This is a genomic window from Sphingomonas sp. G-3-2-10 (genome assembly GCF_012927115.1).
Lineage (GTDB): Bacteria > Pseudomonadota > Alphaproteobacteria > Sphingomonadales > Sphingomonadaceae > Sphingomonas.
This window is the reverse complement of sequence record NZ_JABBFY010000001.1, coordinates 2,794,574-2,810,561: the sequence shown is the minus strand read 5'-3', so window position 1 is coordinate 2,810,561 and position 15,988 is coordinate 2,794,574. Positions and strand designations below refer to the sequence as shown.

The following is a 15,988-nucleotide window of genomic DNA, read 5'->3' as shown; positions in this document are numbered from 1 at the left end:
TGCGTTCTGGTGGGCGCGGGACGGTGCCCGGCCCGACGGCCTCAGCCGACGATGCCCAGAATGTCCGATTCCTTCATGATCAGCAGGTCTTCGCCGTTGACCTTGACCTCGGTGCCCGACCACTTGCCGAACAGGATCTTGTCGCCGGCCTTGACGTCGAGCGGCGTGACCTTGCCGTCTTCGGCCTTGGTGCCGTTGCCGACGGCGACGACTTCGCCCTCTTGCGGCTTTTCCTTGGCGGTGTCGGGGATGATGATGCCGCCGGCAGTCTTCTCTTCAGCCTCTACGCGGCGAACGAGAACCCGGTCGTGCAACGGACGAAAGCTCATTGCCTGATCCTTTCCTGTGATGATTACCCTTTTAGCACTCAACTGGGCCGAGTGCTAACGGGCGGGGATATGCGGACGGCAAGTGGGTTCGTCAACCAGCGGGCGCAAGCATTTTTCGGCGGGCGGCGCGGATATCGGGACAGGCCCTCGGACGCTCTGTATTGTCGATATAATACGCCCGTTTACTCTTGAGCGACGCTCCCCTACCTATGGCGGACTTAAGTTCGCTGCGATGGAGCGGTTCGTGAAGCTGGTGAAGGGCGCCTGGAAGATTTTGGTGGGGATCAAGGACGGTCTGGTCCTGGTCTTCATGCTGCTGTTCTTCATTGCCCTGTTCGGGGTGCTTTCGGCCCGGCCGAACGGCACGTCGATCCGCGACGGCGCGCTGGTGGTCGCGCTCGACGGGATGCTGGTCGAGCAGCCCGAGGAAGCCGATCCGTTCGCATCGTTCGGCGGCGGCGACGTGATGAAGCAGCAGCGGCTGCGCGACGTGGTGCGCGGGCTCGACGCCGCAGTGAAGGACGACCGCGTCAAGGCGGTGGTACTCGATCTCGACCGCTTCATCGGCGGCTATCCCGCGGCGGTTTCCGAAGTCGCCAATGCCGTCGGCCGGGTGAAGGCCAGCGGCAAGCCAGTGCTGGCCTATGCCACCGCCTATACCGACGCGAGCTATCTGATCGCGGCCAATGCCAGCGAAGTGTGGGTCCACCCCTATGGGGGCACGCTGTTCGCGGGGCCGGGCGGATCGCGCACCTATTACAAGGGGCTGATGGACAGGCTGGGCGTCAACGTCCACGTCTATAAGGTCGGCAAGTTCAAGTCGGCAGTGGAGCCCTATATCCGCGCCGACATGTCGCCCGAGGCGCGCGAGGCGAATGCCGCGCTGTACGGGAACATCTTCGACCAGTGGAAGGCGGCGGTCGCCAAGGCGCGGCCCAAGGCGCGGATCGCCGATTACCTGACCAAGCCGGACGAAGTGATCGCGGCGTCGAAGGGCGATATCGCCGACGCCAACCTCGCGATGGGCGTGGTCGATCGCAAGGGCGACCGGCTTGCCTTCGGCAAGCGCGTGGCCGAGATCGTCGGCGCGCGCGACGACAAGCCGGCAGGCAATTTCAAGGGCATCCGCTTCGCCGACTGGCTGAGCGCGCATCCGCTGCCGACCAGCGGCGACAAGATCGGCGTCATCACGATCGCCGGCGAGATCGTCGACGGCAAGGCCGGACCGGGCGTCGCCGCGGGCGACACGGTGAGCAAGCTGCTGCTCGAGGGGCTGCAGAAGAACAACCTCAAGGCGCTGGTGGTGCGCGTCGATTCGCCGGGGGGGTCGGTGCTCGCCTCTGAGCAGATCCGTCAGGCGATCCTCGAAGCCAAGGCCAAGGGCCTGCCGGTGGTGGTCTCGATGGGTAGCCTTGCGGCGAGCGGCGGATACTGGGTTTCGACGCCGGGCGATGTGATCTTCGCCGAGCCGAACACGATCACCGGGTCGATCGGCATCTTCGGAATCATCCCGACGTTCGAGAACACGCTGGCCAAGATCGGCGTGACCACCGACGGCACGCCGACCACGCCGCTGACCGGCCAGCCCGACGTGATGGGCGGGACCAATGCGGTGACCGACCGGGTGCTGCAATCGGCGATCGAGCAGGGCTATTCGCGCTTCATCAATCTGGTCGCGACCTCGCGCAAGCTGACCCCGCAGCGGGTGGACGAGATCGGGCAGGGCCGCGTCTGGGTCGGCGGGACCGCGCACCAGTTAAAGCTGGTCGACCGGTTTGGCGGGCTGAACGACGCGATCGCCGAAGCGGCGCGCCGGGCCAAGATCGATCCGGCCAAGGTGCAGCCGGTGTTCTTCGAGAAGCAGCCCGACGGCTGGGCGACTTTCTTCGCCGGCCTGATGCAGGACAAGGAAGGCGATGACGAGTGGATCGATTCGCCGGCCGGTCCGGATGCCTATGCGCGGATCGCGGCGGTGCGCCGTTCGGTGTTCGTGCAGGCGATCGGCGATGCGCAGCGGCTGGCGCTGGGCAGTTCGGTGCAGGCACGCTGCCTAGAATGCGCCGCGCTGGGACCGGTGCGGACATCGGCGACCGACGAACGCAGCCTGCTCCAGCTCCTGTTCGCGCGGTTGATCGGATGATCGCTATCCGGGCTGCGACGCCCGATGACGCCGCCGCGATCGCTGCAATCTATGCGCCGCATGTGCTGACCGGCACCGTCTCGTTCGAAACCGATCCGCCCGATGCGCGCCAGATGCGCACGCGGATGGCGGCGAGCGAGGGGCTGTATCCGTGGATGGTCGTCACCACCGGCGGGCCCGAGGATGGCGGGGTGATTGGCTATGCCTATGCGACCCGGTTCAGGGATCGTCCGGCGTATAAATATGTCGTCGAGACTTCGATCTACCTGACCGAGGCATCGAGCGGGTCCGGCGTGGGGCGGTTGCTGTACAAGGCGTTGATCGACACGTTGCGTGCGCAAGGCTTTGTCCATGCGATCGGCGCGATCGCGCTGCCGAACGATCGCTCGATCCGGCTGCATGAAGGCGTGGGGTTCCAGCGCGGCGGCGTCTATCGCGAGGTCGGCTATAAGCACGGACAGTGGATCGATGTCGGCATCTGGCAGTGCGAGCTGAACGAGCCGCAGACTCCCCCGTTGGAGCCGAAGAAGTTCAGCGATGTGGGCGTCGTGCGCGCCTGAACCGAAACCTTTTCGCAGCATCTGGCCGCTATGGCGGGATCATGGAGAAGGTAGTTCCACTTCCCAACGTGTCGCACGAGGTGCGCGTCGATCGCGCCCGCAAGCTGGTCGAACTCAAGATCAGCGGCGTCGTGCCGCCCGAGGACGCCGCATGGATGGCCGAGGAGTTTCGCGCCGCGATCCGGTCGCTGGGTGACGATGTCGGCGATCATCTGTCGCTCTACGATTTCTCGGCGGTGCCCGTGGTGCCGCTCGCGACGGTCGAGCAACTGCGCGCGTCGCTGGTCAATCCCGAAGTGCGCAAGCTTTGGGCGCGCAAGCTGGCGATCGTCACCTCGACCGCGCTGGGGCGGATGCAGGCGCAGCGGGTGCGCGAGGTGCGGCCCGATATCGGCCTGTTCGATACGCGCGAGGAAGCGCTGGCGTGGCTGTTGAGCTGACTTAAGTCCTCTCCCTCCGGGGAGGAATTTCAATCGACCCGCGTGTAGCGGATATTGTGATTGAACTTCGGCGTGGGCGAGGAATCGCGCGCTTCGTAGATGTTCGGCGCGACGCGGACCCAGCGGGTGGTGATGGTGATGCGGGTGCCGTCCCTCGCGACATGATCTGTCGTGCCGAAATCGAGATCCTCGCCGTCGCGCCGTGCGGTGCCGCGCATCTCGCCGCCGCCCATGCCGGTATAGACGTAATCGATCCGCCGCTCGGCCGGGTTCCACGCATAGAGCGTCTCGCCGCCATAGACCTTCTTCCCCTCGCGCAGCACTTCGTGGCGGTCGCGGACCTGGCCTTCGGTGCGGTCGAAGCAATGGATATTGGCGTCGCCGGTGGGGAGCGTTCCCTTCCAGCAATGGCCGGCGAGGAAATCGAGCGGCGCGGTGCCGAACCGGGCGGCAAGCTGGTCGAGCGTCTGCTGGTTGCCGGTGACGAAGAAGCGCAGCAGCGTGTCGCCGGCGGGCCCGGCCGGATAGCCCGCGCCGGTCAGGCGGACGCGAGTGCCTTCGCCTTCGGGGATCAGCTCCATGAACTGGGTGACGCCGGCGAACTCGGCGGCATGGGGGAAGCCCGGCGGTGTCTTCGCGTTGCGGAACACGAGCAGGCGGCCGGGCAGGCGAGCGACGATCCGTTGCTGGATATTGTTTGCGCCACCGGGCTGCGCATCGGCGTCATAGCTGGTCTCGAGCAGATCGGGCGCGACATACCAGGCGGCGGGGACAGCCCAGCGTTTCCAGCCTTCGGCCGTGGTGACGGCTTCCCATACCGAAGCGGGCGCGGCCGGGACCCAGACGTCGGTCGCCAGCGTGCGGGTGCCGTCGGATTCGGTGCGCGTCTGTGCCGCGGCCGGCGCGGCGAGGGCAGCAATGGCAAGTGCGATGGCAGTCAGGCGCATGGAGTCTCTCCCTCGCGCGCACTCTTGGTTGAATGGTCAATCAAGTCAAGCCGGGCTAGTGCCGATAGGACGGCAGGCCGAGATTCCAGTGGATCGCCGCGCCGCGCAGGGCAAAGCCCGCCGAAGCGGCGATCAGGCCCGCGACGAAAGGTTCGAGCCCGGCCAGCGTAAGCCCGACCTGGAGCGCGGCAGCCAGCGCGGCGGCGGTGACATAGAGTTCGGGTCGCATCAGGATCGAAGGCTCGCCCGCCAGCATGTCGCGGATGATGCCGCCCGAGCAGGCGGTGACCACGCCCATCACCGCCGCGGGCACCGGCGGGATGCCGTAGCTCACTGCCTTGGCCGCGCCGAACGCGCCATAGGCGCCGATCCCGGCGGCATCGAGCCAGTCGAACACATTGCTGGTCCACCAGCGATGCGGGGTGAACCACACCGCGAGCGCGACGATGAGGCAAAGCGGCGCGACGCGCTCGTCATGCACCCAGAAAACCGGGGCGCCGATCAGCAGATCGCGGATCGCGCCGCCGCCGATCCCGGCGACGATCGAGAAGAAAGCCAGCGTGACGAAGGTCTGCTCGCGCCGTGCGGCGGCCAGGGCGCCGGTGGCGGCGAAGACGGCGATGCCGAACAGGTCGAGCCAGGGAAGGATCGGGCCGATCCTGGCGGCGGCGATGAGCGGGTCCATGACGGGCATGTTCCAGCTTGGGAGCGACAGGTCAAATCGGGCGGATCGCGCGGCGCGCGGCCTTGCTCCGTCGCGCCGCGCTGGGGCATGACGGCACCATGCACCGTACCGAACCGCCGCTTGCCGCCATCGCCATCTGCCTCGCGGCGCTGGCCGGATTTGTCGATGCGCTGGCGTTCACCAGCCTGGGCGGATTCTTCGCGTCGTTCATGAGCGGCAACTCCACCCGGCTGGGCGTGGGGCTCGGCAGCGGGCGGAGCGGCGATGCGATCATCGCGATCGCGCTGGTGATGAGCTTCGTGGCGGGCGTGATTCTGGCGAGCGTGATCGTCCGCGCACGGCCGCGGCACGACAAGGCGCTGGTGATGGCGGCGGTGACTGCGTTTCTGGCGATCGCGGCGGTGGTGGCGGGCATCGCGCCGGGATCGCTGGTGCTGATGCTGCTCGCGCTGGCGATGGGGACCGAGAACGGCATCCTCCACCGCGACGGCGAAGTCTCGGTCGGGCTGACCTATATGACCGGCGCGCTGGTGCGGACGGGGCAGCGGCTGGCGGGCGCGCTGATGGGCGATGCGGATCGCTGGGGCTGGGTCCCGTGGCTGCTGCTGTGGGCCGGGTTCGTCGCGGGCGTGGTGCTGGGCGTCGGCGCGCAGGCCTATATGGGCTGGAAGGCGCTGTGGTTCGCGGCGGCGGCTTCGGCGGTGCTCACGCTGCTGATCGGACGGATCGGCCGGGCGGCGCCCTACCAGCCGTAAGCCCGGCGCAGCGCTGCGGCTTCGGCGGGGGCCATGTGCGGCAGGAGGATACGGGTGGTGTAATTGCCCTGCATCACGCCGTTCTTCACATACCCCCAGTCGATGATGTCGGCATTGCGCACCGTGACCTGCTGGCCCTTGGCGAAGCCGGGCGCGCGGGGATTGTTGATCAGCCGGGCGATGGTCGTATCGCCCTTGTGCGCGATGACCTCGGCCCAGATGAACTCGGCCGTGCCCTGGGGCGTGAGGTTGTACTTGACCAGGAAGTAGGAATCCCCGGACTGCGGCGCAGCGGAGCGGGCGAAGAAGCCGGGCAGTTCGGCGCGCGCCTTCGCGATCGCCGCCTGCATCTCGGGATCGCCCTTCGCCACATCGACGATGCGGTCATGCGCGGGACGGGGTGTGGTTTTGGGGGTCGGCTGGCTCTGGGCGTGAGCGGCGACGGGTGCGGCGAGCGCGATCGCCAGCAGCATTGCAAACTTCTGCATCATTCCTCTTCCTGTCGCCGCGCGGAGCTTACCAGCCCAGATTGCGGCGGATCGGATCGGCCTCGGCCGCCGGCATGCGGTCGAGGATCACCCGCGTGGTATAATTGCCCTGCATCACGCCGTCCCGAACATAGGACCAGTCGACGATCTGCTCATCGCGGATGGTGACCGTCTGGCCCTGCTTGAAGCGATCGTCGAGCGGGACGTTGGAGAGCGTCGCGGTGACCGCGCCGGGCTGACGCGAGACGATTTCGGCCCAGATGAACTCGGCGTCGCCGTCCTCGGGCAGCAGGTCGTATTTGACCATGAAGCGATATTCATTGGGTCGCGGCGTGATCAGGTGGAGCAGGAATTCGGGGACTTCGGCCTGCGCGCGGGCGATCGCGGCGTTCATCGCCGGATCTTCCTCGGAGAAGAACATCACATTGTTGCGCTGTTCTTCCTCTTGCGGGCTTGCGGCCTTCTGCGCCAGCGCGGCGGGAGCGAAGGTCAAGGCCAGCCCGGCCAGTGCGATCATCAAAGCCCGCATCTTCGCTCCCCCCTCAAGTGCCTGTCCGGTCAGATGTGGATCGGCTTGCCCAGCACGCCCATTGCCGCTTCCTTGATCGCTTCGCTGTGCGTCGGGTGGGCGTGGCAGGTATAGGCGATGTCTTCCGACGTGGCGCCGAATTCCATCGCCTGGGCGACCTGCGCGATCATCGTGCCGGCGACCGAAGTGATGATCCACGCGCCGAGCACGCGATCGGTCTTGGCGTCGGCGATCACCTTCACCCAGCCGACCGTGTCGTCGATCGCCTTGGCGCGGCTGTTGCCGGCCATCGGGAACTTGCCGACCTTGATCTCGCCGCGTTCCTTGGCCTGCTCTTCGGTCAGGCCGACCCCGGCGATTTCGGGATGGGTATAGACCACGCTCGGGATCACATCGTGGTTCACGATGCCGGTGAGGCCGGCGATATTCTCGGCCACGGCAATGCCTTCGTCCTCAGCCTTGTGCGCGAGCATCGGGCCGGGGATGACGTCGCCGATCGCCCACACGCCGTCGACCTTGGTGCGGAAATCATGGTCGGTTTCGATCTGGCCGCGCTTGTTCAGCTCCAGCCCGATCGCTTCGAGGCCGAGGCCGTCGGTGTTGGGACGGCGGCCGATCGAGACGAGCACGGCATCGGCTTCGATCATCTCGGCAGCGCCGCCCGCGGCGGGCTCGACCGTGACGGTGGCCTTGCCGCCCTTGACGGTGACGCCGGTGACCTTGGTGGAAAGCTTGATCTCCATACCCTGCTTCTTGAAGATCTTGCCCGCTTCCTTGCGGACTTCGCCGTCCATGCCGGGCAGGAGCTGGTCGAGATATTCGACCACGGTGACCCTGGCGCCGAGACGGCCCCAGACCGAGCCGAGCTCAAGGCCGATCACGCCCCCGCCGATCACGACGAGATGCTCGGGCACCTTCTCCAGCGCGATCGCGCCGGTCGAATCGACCACGACCTTCTGGTCGATCTCGACTCCCGGAAGCGGCGTGACCGACGAGCCGGTGGCGATAACGATGTTCTTTGCCGTCACGGTCTTGCCCGCGACTTCGACGCTGTGCGCGTCCTTGAAGGTGGCGAGGCCCTTGAGCCATTCGACCTTGTTCTTCTTGAACAGGAATTCGATGCCGCCGGTCAGGCCGGTCACGGCCTTGGCCTTGTCCGCCATCATCGCCGGGAGATCGAGTTCGACCGAGCCGAGCTTCACGCCATGCTTGGCGAGCGCGCCCGAGGCGGCTTCATGGAACAGCTCCGACGCGTTGAGCAGCGCCTTGGACGGGATACAGCCGACATTGAGGCAGGTGCCGCCCAGCGTCTCGCGCGATTCGGCGCAGGCGGTGCGCAGGCCCAGCTGCGCAGCGCGGATCGCGGCGACATAACCACCGGGGCCTGCACCGATCACGAGAACGTCGAAGTCGTAGTCAGCCATTTCAAACTCCGTCGGCGAGAAGGCGCCGGTCACTCCACCAGGGAAAACTCTTGCCCGGAATGGGCCTCCCACGCCTCGCGATAGCTATAGGGCGTGGGAGCATTCGTCATTTGCCAAAATAGGAACTCGATCGCGTCGTGGCAAAGCGGGAATCGCGCAATTTCCCGCCAGCCGCCGCGCTCGCTGTAGCTCAGCACCCATGCCTCATCTTCGCGGAAGAGGCACAGGCAATCATCGACCGGGGGCAGGGCGGCGCGGACGCCAGCAGCCGCCCATGCGCCGCGCGGCACCCCCGCTTGGTCCATCGCGAACGCCAGCAAGTCGAGAGTCTTGGCTTCCTCTCGCTTGCGGATGCGTTCGCTGGCGAACCCCATCGCCACTGCCTTAAAGGTCGATCAGCAGCCGGGTCGGATCCTCGATCGCGTTCTTGAGTGCGACGAGGAAGGTTACCGCTTCGCGGCCGTCGATCAGGCGGTGATCGTAGCTGAGCGCGAGATACATCATCGGGCGGATGACGATCTGGCCGTCGCGGACCACGGGGCGTTCCTCGATGCGGTGGAGGCCCAGCACAGCGCTCTGCGGCGGGTTGATGATCGGGGTCGACATCAGCGAGCCGAACACGCCGCCGTTGGAGATGGTGAAGGTGCCGCCCTTCATCTCCTCCATCTTGAGCGTGCCGTCCTTGGCGCGCTTGCCGAAGTCGCCGATGGTCTTTTCGATGCCGGCGACCGACAGGTCCTGCGCGTCGCGGATGACCGGGACGACGAGGCCGTTGGGCGCGCTGACCGCGACCGAGATGTCGGCATAGTCGTGATAGACGATCTCATCGCCTTCGATCGATGCGTTGACCGAGGGGATGTCCTTCAGCGCCATGACCGCGGCCTTCACGAAGAAGCCCATGAAGCCGAGACGCACGCCGTGCTTCTTCTCGAACAGGTCCTTGTACTTGGCGCGGGCCTCCATGACGGCGGTCATGTCGACATCGTTGAAGGTGGTCAGCAGCGCGGCGGTGTTCTGCGCTTCCTTCAGGCGATGCGCGATGGTCTGGCGCAGGCGCGTCATGCGGACGCGCTCTTCCTTGCGGTCGCCGGACGAAGCGGCGGGCGCAGGTGCTGCGGCCGGAGCCGGGGTGGGGGCCGGAGTCGCGGGCTTGGCCGACGCGGCGGCGACGACATCGTCCTTGGTGATGCGGCCGTCCTTGCCGGTGCCCTGAATGGTGCCGGGATCGACGCCATGTTCGAGGACGGCGCGGCGTACCGACGGGGAGAGCGCAGCGGCTTCGCCCGATGGCGCGGCTTCGGCGGCGGGGGCGGGCGCCGGGGTCGCGGCAGGCGCGGCGGCGGCAGCGGCGCCGCCGGCTTCGATCGTGGCGATCGTCGCGCCGACATTCACCGTATCGCCGACCGCGACGAGCTGCTGGCCCATCACGCCCGCAACGGGGCTGGGAACCTCGACCGAAACCTTGTCGGTCTCGAGGCTGGCAATCGGCTCGTCGGCCGCGACGGCCTCGCCGGGCTTCTTGAGCCATTCGCCGAGGGTGGCTTCGGTGATCGATTCGCCGAGGACGGGGACTTTAACTTCGGTCATTGCAGATCAGCCTTTCCGGGTTCTGCGGATTTCTTCACGGACGCTGTGTCCGAGTGCGTCGGCGACAAGCGCGCCCTGTTCGGCCTGGTGGCGCTTCATCAGGCCGGTTGCCGGCGAAGCGGCAGCGGCACGACCGGCATAGCGCGCGCGCGGCACCTTCGTTCCGGCCTGCTTCAGGCACTCTTCGATGAACGGCTCCACGAAGAACCAATAGCCATTGTTCTTCGGCTCTTCCTGCGCCCAGACGATTTCCTCGACATTGGTCATGCGCTGGAGGCGCTTGACCAGAGGCTCGCTGGGGAAGGGATAGAGCTGCTCGATCCGGACGATCGCGGTATTCTTGTCGCCAGCCGCGTCGCGCGCTTCGATCAGATCGTAGGCGACCTTGCCGGTGCACAGCACGAGGCGCTTCACGTCCTTGTCGGCCGGAGCCGAGGGATCGGACAGGATGCGCATGAAGTGCGTGTCGCCGATGAAGTCCGACGCCTTCGACACCGCGAGCTTGTGGCGCAGCAGCGACTTGGGCGTCATCAGGATCAGCGGCTTGCGGAAAGACCGGTGCATCTGGCGGCGGAGCAGGTGGAAATAGTTCGCCGGCGTGGTGACGTTGGCGACCTGCATATTGTCCTGCGCGCAGAGCTGGAGGAAGCGTTCCGGACGCGCCGAGCTGTGCTCGGGACCCTGACCTTCATAGCCGTGCGGCAGCAGCATCACGAGGCCGTTGGCGCGCAGCCACTTGGCTTCGCCCGACGCGATGAACTGATCGATCATGATCTGCGCACCGTTGACGAAATCGCCGAACTGGGCCTCCCAGAGGACCAGCGACTTCGGGTCGGCGAGCGCATAGCCGTACTCGAAGCCGAGCACGCCATATTCGGACAGCGGGCTGTCGAGCACTTCGAAGCGGCCGTGCGGAATCTCGCCCAGCGGCACGTATTTGTGCTCGTCCTTCTGGTCGACCCAGACGGCGTGACGCTGGCTGAAGGTGCCACGGCCCGAATCCTGACCCGAGAGGCGGACGCCATAGCCTTCCGAAAGGAGCGAGCCGAAGCCGAGGGCTTCGCCGGTCGCCCAGTCGAAATTCTCGCCGGTCTTGAACATCTCGCGCTTGGCGTCGAGCACGCGGTTCAGCGTCTTGTGGACGGTGAGACTTTCCGGAATCTCGGTCAGCGTGCGGCCGAGGCTGTCGAACAGCTTCTGCTCGATGCCGGTTTCCAGATTGCGGCGTGCGCCTTCGGCATCGGCCGGAGCGTGCAGGCCCGACCAGCGGCCGGCGAACCAGTCCGCCTTGTTGGGCAGGTACGAAGCGCCGGCTTCGAACTCGCCTTCGAGCAGATTGGTGAATTCGGTCACCTTGCCATCGACGAAGCCGGCGTCGATCGAGCCTTCGGCGACGAGGCGCTTGGCATAGACTTCGCTGACCGGCGGATGCTGCCTGATGCGGGCATACATCAGCGGCTGGGTGAAGCTCGGCTCGTCGCCTTCGTTATGGCCGAAGCGGCGATAGCACCACATGTCGATCACGACGTCGCGGCCGAAGGTCTGGCGGAACTCGATCGCGACCTTGCAGGCGAAGGTCACGGCTTCGGGATCGTCGCCGTTGACGTGCAGGATCGGCGCCTGGACGCCCTTGGCGACGTCAGACGGATAGGGCGAGGAGCGCGCGAATTGCGGGCTCGTCGTGAAGCCGATCTGGTTGTTGATGATGAAGTGGATGCAGCCGCCGGTATTGTAGCCGCGGATGCCCGAGAAGCCGAGGCATTCCCAGACGATACCCTGGCCCGCAAAGGCCGCGTCGCCGTGCAGCAGGACCGGGAGAACCTGCTGGTGCTTGTCCAGATCGCCGCGGAAGGTCTGCTGCGCGCGCACCTTGCCGAGCACGACCGGATCGGCCGCTTCGAGGTGCGACGGGTTGGCGACCAGCGACATATGGACGTTGATGCCGTCGAACTCGCGATCGGTGCTGGTGCCGAGGTGATATTTCACGTCGCCCGAGCCGCCGACATCCTCAGGATTGGCCGAGCCGCCCGAGAATTCGTGGAAGATCACACGGAACGGCTTGGCCAGCACGTTGGCGAGCATGTTCAGGCGGCCGCGATGGGCCATGCCGTACACGATCTCGCGGACGCCCTGCGCGCCGCCGTACTTGATGATCGCTTCCATCGCCGGGATCATCGCTTCACCGCCGTCGAGGCCGAAGCGCTTGGTGCCGACATATTTCCGGCCGAGGAACTTCTCCCACTGCTCGGCTTCGATCACTTTGCTCAGGATGGCCTTCTTGCCTTCCGGCGTGAACTGGATGGCCTTGTCCTTGCCCTCCATCCGGTCCTGGAGGAAGCGGCGCTCCTCCACGTCCGAGATGTGCATATATTCGAGGCCGACATTGCCGCAGTAATTGGCCTGCAGGATCGCGACGATCTCGCGAATCGTGCCCTTTTGCAGGCCCAGCGTGCCGCCGAGATAGATCGGGCGATCGAGGTCGGCGCCGGTGAAGCCGTGATATTCGGGCGTCAGATCGGCGGGCAGATCCTGCCGGGCGAGGCCGAGCGGATCGAGATTGGCGGCGAGATGACCGCGCACCCGATAGGTGCGGATCAGCAGCATCGCCCGGATCGAATCGCCAGCGGCGCGAGCGATCTCGTCGGCCGAGACGGCAGGGGCCGCGGCCGGGGCGGGCGCGCCGCCCTTGGGCTTGGCCGGCGCGGGCTCCATCTGGGTCGGGTCCATCGCCGCGGTGAGCGCGTCGGTGTCCTTGGGCGGCCAGTTGGGCTGCGCCCAGCTGGGGCCGGTCGAGGCGCCTTCCAGCCCCTCGAACCAGTCGCGCCAGCCGGCTTCGACCGACGACGGGTCGGCCTTGAACTTCTTGTACAGCGTCTCGACGAAGCCGGGGCTCACGCCGCCGGCGATGTCGTCGAAGTCCAGGCCTTCATAGCCCATTGGTCATTCCCAACCTTTGTTAGCGCTCACATCGAGGATGATATGGAGCGCCACGCCTTAAAAATCAGCCCTTGAGGACCTCGACCAGCGTCGAGCCCAGCTCGGACGGGCTGGCTGCAACGCGGATGCCGGCGGCTTCCATCGCTGCGATCTTGCTTTCGGCATCGCCCTTGCCGCCCGACACGATCGCGCCGGCATGGCCCATGCGACGGCCCGGAGGCGCGGTGCGACCCGCGATGAAGCCGGCCATCGGCTTCTTGCGGCCACGCTTTGCCTCGTCGATCAGGAATTGTGCGGCCTGCTCTTCGGCATCGCCACCAATTTCACCGATCATGATGATCGATTTCGTGGCGTCGTCGGCGAGGAACAGCTCGAGCACGTCGATGAAATTGGTGCCGTTGACCGGATCGCCGCCGATGCCGACTGCGGTGGTCTGGCCGAGGCCGGCATTGGTGGTCTGGAACACCGCCTCATAAGTGAGGGTGCCGGAGCGCGACACGACGCCGACGCTACCCTTTGAGAAGATGCTGCCGGGCATGATGCCGATCTTGCACTCGCCGGGGGTCAGCACGCCGGGGCAGTTCGGGCCGATCAGGCGCGACTTCGAACCCGACAGGGCGCGCTTCACCTTGACCATGTCGAGCACCGGGATGCCTTCGGTGATCGTGACGATCAGCGGCACTTCGGCGTCGATTGCCTCGAGGATCGAATCCGCCGCGAAGGGGGGCGGAACGTAGATCACGCTGGCGGTCGCGCCGGTCTTGCTCACTGCCTCGGCGACGGTGTCGTACACCGGCAGGCCGATATGCTCGGTACCGCCCTTGCCCGGGGTGACGCCGCCGACCATCTGCGTGCCGTACGCCAGCGCCTGCTGGGTATGGAAGGTGCCGGTCTCGCCGGTCATCCCCTGGGTGATGACCTTGGTGTTCTTGTCGATCAGAATGCTCATGGGCTTATCAGGCTCCGTGGAGAGAAATGGGGTCGGGAGAAATCATCGTTGGGCCGCGATCATCAGGCCGGGGCTTTTGAACTGCGCCAGCATCGGTGAATCCGGTGCGATATAGAGGACGGCGGTGCCGCCCGAGTGGCTGGCGCGAAGGCCGGGGGACCATTCCCACGCCAGCACGCCCGAATGATCGAATTTCTGCTTGGGCGCGGCGCCGGCCCATGTCTCGACAATGGCGATCGATGGCGGCTGCTTCATGCCCGGCGCGAATACGCGGCATTCGACCGAGGGATTGTCCGGCCGACCAGCGCGCGTGACGACGAGGATCAGCGAGCGATCCGCACCTTGGGCAAAGGCCCAGTTCTCCAGCTTCCAGCCGGGCTGCTGCTCGTTGGCATGATAGGCAAGCAGCGCCGCGAGCGGCGTGCCCGCCGGATCATAGGGCTGCCAGCCCGCTGCCCTGATCCGCGCCATCAGCGCGTCGGTCGAATCGAGCGTGCTGCATTGCGCGTCGAACAATGCGAGCGCGCGGCTCTCGATCGGCGCGGCCTGGGACGTTCCGGCGAGGAGCAGGGCGAGAAGCGGCGCGAGCATCAGAAGCCCCCGATCGCTTCGGCGACGAGCACGCGGCCCTGAAGGCCGGTGTTGCCGATGCCGGGATGGCCGGCGGGGATATAGGTGGCTTCGATCGACACGCCGTCGCGCCAGCCGGGTTCCCAGCTCTGGCGGGTCATGCCGTCCTGCTCGCCATTGCCGGTCGGCGCCTTGCCCAGCCAAGTTTCGAGCGCTTTGGCGTCGAACGGCGCGGTCGCGGCGAAATCATAGGCGCGGCAGCCATTGCCCCAGAAGCCCGACTTGTCCTCGAAGCGCGACAGGACCAGCCACACCGTGGTGCCGTCGAACGACTGGCGATAAGTGCCGCCGCTGATCTTGCCGCTGTCGCCGATCGCTTCGCGGCCGAGCTTGAGCAGATTGGCGATGCGCGGTTCGGCGTCTTCCGGCGCGGCTTCCCAGCCGGCCTTCGCGGCTTCGCTGCGCGCGGCTTCGAAATTGTCGATATTCTGGCAGGCCGCCTTGAACGAATCGAGCAACGGCGCCTCCGGAGAGGCGCTGCCGATCGACAGCAAGGCGGCCAGTGCCAGCATCAGCCGAGCGAGCTGTCGATGCCCTTGCAGGCGACCAGCAGTTCCTTGACCGCGTCGACCGACACGGTGAGGTTCGACTTGGCTTCGTCGTTCAGCTTGATCTCGACGATCTTCTCGACGCCGCCGGCGCCGATGATCACCGGCACGCCGACATAGAGATCGTCGATGCCATACTGGCCGGTGAGGTGCGCGGCCGCGGGCAGGACGCGCTTCTGGTCGTAGAGATAGGCTTCGGCCATCGCGATGCCGCTGGTCGCGGGCGCATAATAGGCCGAGCCGGTCTTGAGCAGCGCGACGATCTCGCCGCCGCCCGAGCGGGTGCGCTGGACGATCGCGTCGATGCGCTCCTTGGTCGAGAAGCCCATCTCGATCAGGTCGGGAACGGGAATGCCCGAGACGGTCGAATATTCGATGACCGGGACCATCGTGTCGCCGTGGCCGCCGAGGACGAACGACGTGACGTCCTTGACCGAGACGTTGAACTCGTCGGCGAGGAAGTGGCTGAAGCGCGCCGAGTCGAGCACGCCGGCCATGCCGACGACCTTCTGGTGCGGGAGGCCCGAGAATTCGCGAAGCGCCCAGACCATCGCGTCGAGCGGGTTGGTGATGCAGATCACGAACGCGTCGGGTGCGTTGGCGGCGATGCCTTCGCCGACGGCCTTCATGACCTTCAGGTTGATGCCGAGAAGATCGTCGCGGCTCATGCCCGGCTTGCGAGCGACGCCGGCGGTGACGATGATCACGTCTGCGCCCGCGATGTCGGCATAATCGTTGGTGCCGATGATCTTCGCGTCGAAGCCTTCGACCGGGCCGCACTGCGACAGATCGAGCGCCTTGCCCTGCGGCACGCCTTCGACCACGTCGAACAGCACGATATCGCCAAGGCCCTTGAGGGCGGCGAGGTGGGCGAGCGTGCCACCGATGTTACCGGCGCCGATGAGGGCGATCTTCTTGCGGGCCATTGGAACTCTCCTTGGGCGACGTTGGGGTCTGTTGGGCGCAGTTGTGGCGCGAAACCTCGGAAAAACGAGGGTCGCTTAGGCGCATACGCGCGAGGCCGCAACCCATAGGAGATG

General features: G+C 66.3%; 17 protein-coding genes. 4 read left to right on the top strand and 13 right to left on the bottom strand.

Features of this window, described 5'->3' with window-relative positions; translation table 11 throughout:
- Positions 1 to 41: 41 nt before the first annotated feature.
- On the bottom strand, positions 42 to 329 hold the full coding sequence (gene groES, locus HHL13_RS14190; protein WP_169556280.1) for a co-chaperone GroES: 288 nt from the start codon (positions 327 to 329) through the stop codon (positions 42 to 44).
- Between the two features lie 244 nt (positions 330 to 573).
- Between groES and sppA the strand changes: the two genes are divergently transcribed.
- From sppA to HHL13_RS14175, 3 genes are read left to right on the top strand one after another with little or no spacing between them, the layout of a single operon-like run.
- The gene (gene sppA / locus HHL13_RS14185; protein ID WP_169556279.1) at positions 574 to 2,469 is read left to right on the top strand and encodes a signal peptide peptidase SppA; all 1,896 of its coding nucleotides are present in this window, start codon (positions 574 to 576) and stop codon (positions 2,467 to 2,469) included.
- Entirely contained in the window at positions 2,466 to 3,029 is a 564-nt protein-coding gene (locus tag HHL13_RS14180) for a GNAT family N-acetyltransferase (protein WP_169556278.1), read from the top strand. The genes sppA and HHL13_RS14180 overlap by 4 nt, the downstream gene beginning before the upstream one ends.
- 41 nt (positions 3,030 to 3,070) lie before the next feature.
- Complete coding sequence (locus tag HHL13_RS14175; protein WP_169556277.1) at positions 3,071 to 3,469, top strand: hypothetical protein; 399 nt, start codon at positions 3,071 to 3,073, stop codon at positions 3,467 to 3,469.
- A 29-nt stretch (positions 3,470 to 3,498) separates the two neighbouring features.
- Here the strand turns inward: HHL13_RS14175 and HHL13_RS14170 are convergent, their stop codons facing one another.
- Together HHL13_RS14170 and HHL13_RS14165 are read right to left on the bottom strand one after the other, a co-directional pair.
- Positions 3,499 to 4,416, bottom strand: a complete 918-nt coding sequence (locus HHL13_RS14170) for an SRPBCC domain-containing protein (RefSeq protein ID WP_169556276.1) — start codon at positions 4,414 to 4,416, stop codon at positions 3,499 to 3,501.
- 55 nt (positions 4,417 to 4,471) lie between these two features.
- On the bottom strand, positions 4,472 to 5,101 hold the full coding sequence (locus HHL13_RS14165; protein WP_169556275.1) for a trimeric intracellular cation channel family protein: 630 nt from the start codon (positions 5,099 to 5,101) through the stop codon (positions 4,472 to 4,474).
- Positions 5,102 to 5,163: 62 nt separating this feature from the next.
- Here HHL13_RS14165 and HHL13_RS14160 point away from each other — a divergent pair, with 62 nt between their 5' ends.
- A complete protein-coding gene (locus HHL13_RS14160; RefSeq protein ID WP_346775558.1) occupies positions 5,164 to 5,856 on the top strand; it encodes a YoaK family protein in 693 nt (230 codons plus the stop codon).
- On the opposite strand, the gene HHL13_RS14155 is transcribed toward HHL13_RS14160, so the two are convergent.
- From HHL13_RS14155 to mdh, 10 genes are all read right to left on the bottom strand, one after another.
- On the bottom strand, positions 5,844 to 6,344 hold the full coding sequence (locus HHL13_RS14155; protein ID WP_169556274.1) for a DUF2314 domain-containing protein: 501 nt from the start codon (positions 6,342 to 6,344) through the stop codon (positions 5,844 to 5,846). The genes HHL13_RS14160 and HHL13_RS14155 overlap by 13 nt on opposite strands.
- A 28-nt stretch (positions 6,345 to 6,372) precedes the next feature.
- Positions 6,373 to 6,873 (bottom strand): DUF2314 domain-containing protein, encoded by a 501-nt coding sequence (locus tag HHL13_RS14150; protein WP_169556273.1) that lies wholly within the window; start codon positions 6,871 to 6,873, stop codon positions 6,373 to 6,375.
- A gap of 29 nt (positions 6,874 to 6,902) precedes the next feature.
- On the bottom strand, positions 6,903 to 8,297 hold the full coding sequence (lpdA, locus tag HHL13_RS14145; RefSeq protein ID WP_169556272.1) for a dihydrolipoyl dehydrogenase: 1,395 nt from the start codon (positions 8,295 to 8,297) through the stop codon (positions 6,903 to 6,905).
- A gap of 29 nt (positions 8,298 to 8,326) precedes the next feature.
- Complete coding sequence (locus HHL13_RS14140) at positions 8,327 to 8,671, bottom strand: hypothetical protein (protein ID WP_169556271.1); 345 nt, start codon at positions 8,669 to 8,671, stop codon at positions 8,327 to 8,329.
- A 10-nt stretch (positions 8,672 to 8,681) separates the two neighbouring features.
- Complete coding sequence (odhB, locus tag HHL13_RS14135; protein ID WP_169556270.1) at positions 8,682 to 9,884, bottom strand: 2-oxoglutarate dehydrogenase complex dihydrolipoyllysine-residue succinyltransferase; 1,203 nt, start codon at positions 9,882 to 9,884, stop codon at positions 8,682 to 8,684.
- A gap of 6 nt (positions 9,885 to 9,890) precedes the next feature.
- Complete coding sequence (locus tag HHL13_RS14130; protein ID WP_169556269.1) at positions 9,891 to 12,821, bottom strand: 2-oxoglutarate dehydrogenase E1 component; 2,931 nt, start codon at positions 12,819 to 12,821, stop codon at positions 9,891 to 9,893.
- 64 nt (positions 12,822 to 12,885) lie between these two features.
- Positions 12,886 to 13,770: a succinate--CoA ligase subunit alpha gene (gene sucD, locus HHL13_RS14125; protein WP_169556268.1), complete on the bottom strand. Its 885-nt coding sequence runs from the start codon at positions 13,768 to 13,770 to the stop codon at positions 12,886 to 12,888.
- Positions 13,771 to 13,812: 42 nt separating this feature from the next.
- Positions 13,813 to 14,361 (bottom strand): hypothetical protein, encoded by a 549-nt coding sequence (locus HHL13_RS14120; RefSeq protein WP_169556267.1) that lies wholly within the window; start codon positions 14,359 to 14,361, stop codon positions 13,813 to 13,815.
- On the bottom strand, positions 14,361 to 14,912 hold the full coding sequence (locus tag HHL13_RS14115; RefSeq protein ID WP_169556266.1) for a hypothetical protein: 552 nt from the start codon (positions 14,910 to 14,912) through the stop codon (positions 14,361 to 14,363). Before HHL13_RS14115 ends, HHL13_RS14120 begins: the two co-directional genes overlap by 1 nt.
- On the bottom strand, positions 14,912 to 15,874 hold the full coding sequence (mdh, locus tag HHL13_RS14110) for a malate dehydrogenase (RefSeq protein ID WP_169556265.1): 963 nt from the start codon (positions 15,872 to 15,874) through the stop codon (positions 14,912 to 14,914). The genes HHL13_RS14115 and mdh overlap by 1 nt, the downstream gene beginning before the upstream one ends.
- Positions 15,875 to 15,988: the final 114 nt, after the last annotated feature.

Excerpts from the sequence above, each read along its gene's own strand:
- groES (WP_169556280.1), bottom strand. The coding sequence starts at position 329 with ATGAGCTTTCGTCCGTTGCACGACCGGGTTCTCGTTCGCCGCGTAGAG.
- HHL13_RS14180 (WP_169556278.1), top strand. The coding sequence starts at position 2,466 with ATGATCGCTATCCGGGCTGCGACGCCCGATGACGCCGCCGCGATCGCT.
- HHL13_RS14175 (WP_169556277.1), top strand. The coding sequence starts at position 3,071 with ATGGAGAAGGTAGTTCCACTTCCCAACGTGTCGCACGAGGTGCGCGTC.
- HHL13_RS14170 (WP_169556276.1), bottom strand. The coding sequence starts at position 4,416 with ATGCGCCTGACTGCCATCGCACTTGCCATTGCTGCCCTCGCCGCGCCG.
- HHL13_RS14165 (WP_169556275.1), bottom strand. The coding sequence starts at position 5,101 with ATGGACCCGCTCATCGCCGCCGCCAGGATCGGCCCGATCCTTCCCTGG.
- HHL13_RS14155 (WP_169556274.1), bottom strand. The coding sequence starts at position 6,344 with ATGCAGAAGTTTGCAATGCTGCTGGCGATCGCGCTCGCCGCACCCGTC.
- HHL13_RS14150 (WP_169556273.1), bottom strand. The coding sequence starts at position 6,873 with ATGCGGGCTTTGATGATCGCACTGGCCGGGCTGGCCTTGACCTTCGCT.
- lpdA (WP_169556272.1), bottom strand. The coding sequence starts at position 8,297 with ATGGCTGACTACGACTTCGACGTTCTCGTGATCGGTGCAGGCCCCGGT.
- HHL13_RS14140 (WP_169556271.1), bottom strand. The coding sequence starts at position 8,671 with ATGGGGTTCGCCAGCGAACGCATCCGCAAGCGAGAGGAAGCCAAGACT.
- odhB (WP_169556270.1), bottom strand. The coding sequence starts at position 9,884 with ATGACCGAAGTTAAAGTCCCCGTCCTCGGCGAATCGATCACCGAAGCC.
- HHL13_RS14130 (WP_169556269.1), bottom strand. The coding sequence starts at position 12,821 with ATGGGCTATGAAGGCCTGGACTTCGACGACATCGCCGGCGGCGTGAGC.
- sucD (WP_169556268.1), bottom strand. The coding sequence starts at position 13,770 with ATGAGCATTCTGATCGACAAGAACACCAAGGTCATCACCCAGGGGATG.
- HHL13_RS14120 (WP_169556267.1), bottom strand. The coding sequence starts at position 14,361 with ATGCTCGCGCCGCTTCTCGCCCTGCTCCTCGCCGGAACGTCCCAGGCC.
- HHL13_RS14115 (WP_169556266.1), bottom strand. The coding sequence starts at position 14,912 with ATGCTGGCACTGGCCGCCTTGCTGTCGATCGGCAGCGCCTCTCCGGAG.
- mdh (WP_169556265.1), bottom strand. The coding sequence starts at position 15,874 with ATGGCCCGCAAGAAGATCGCCCTCATCGGCGCCGGTAACATCGGTGGC.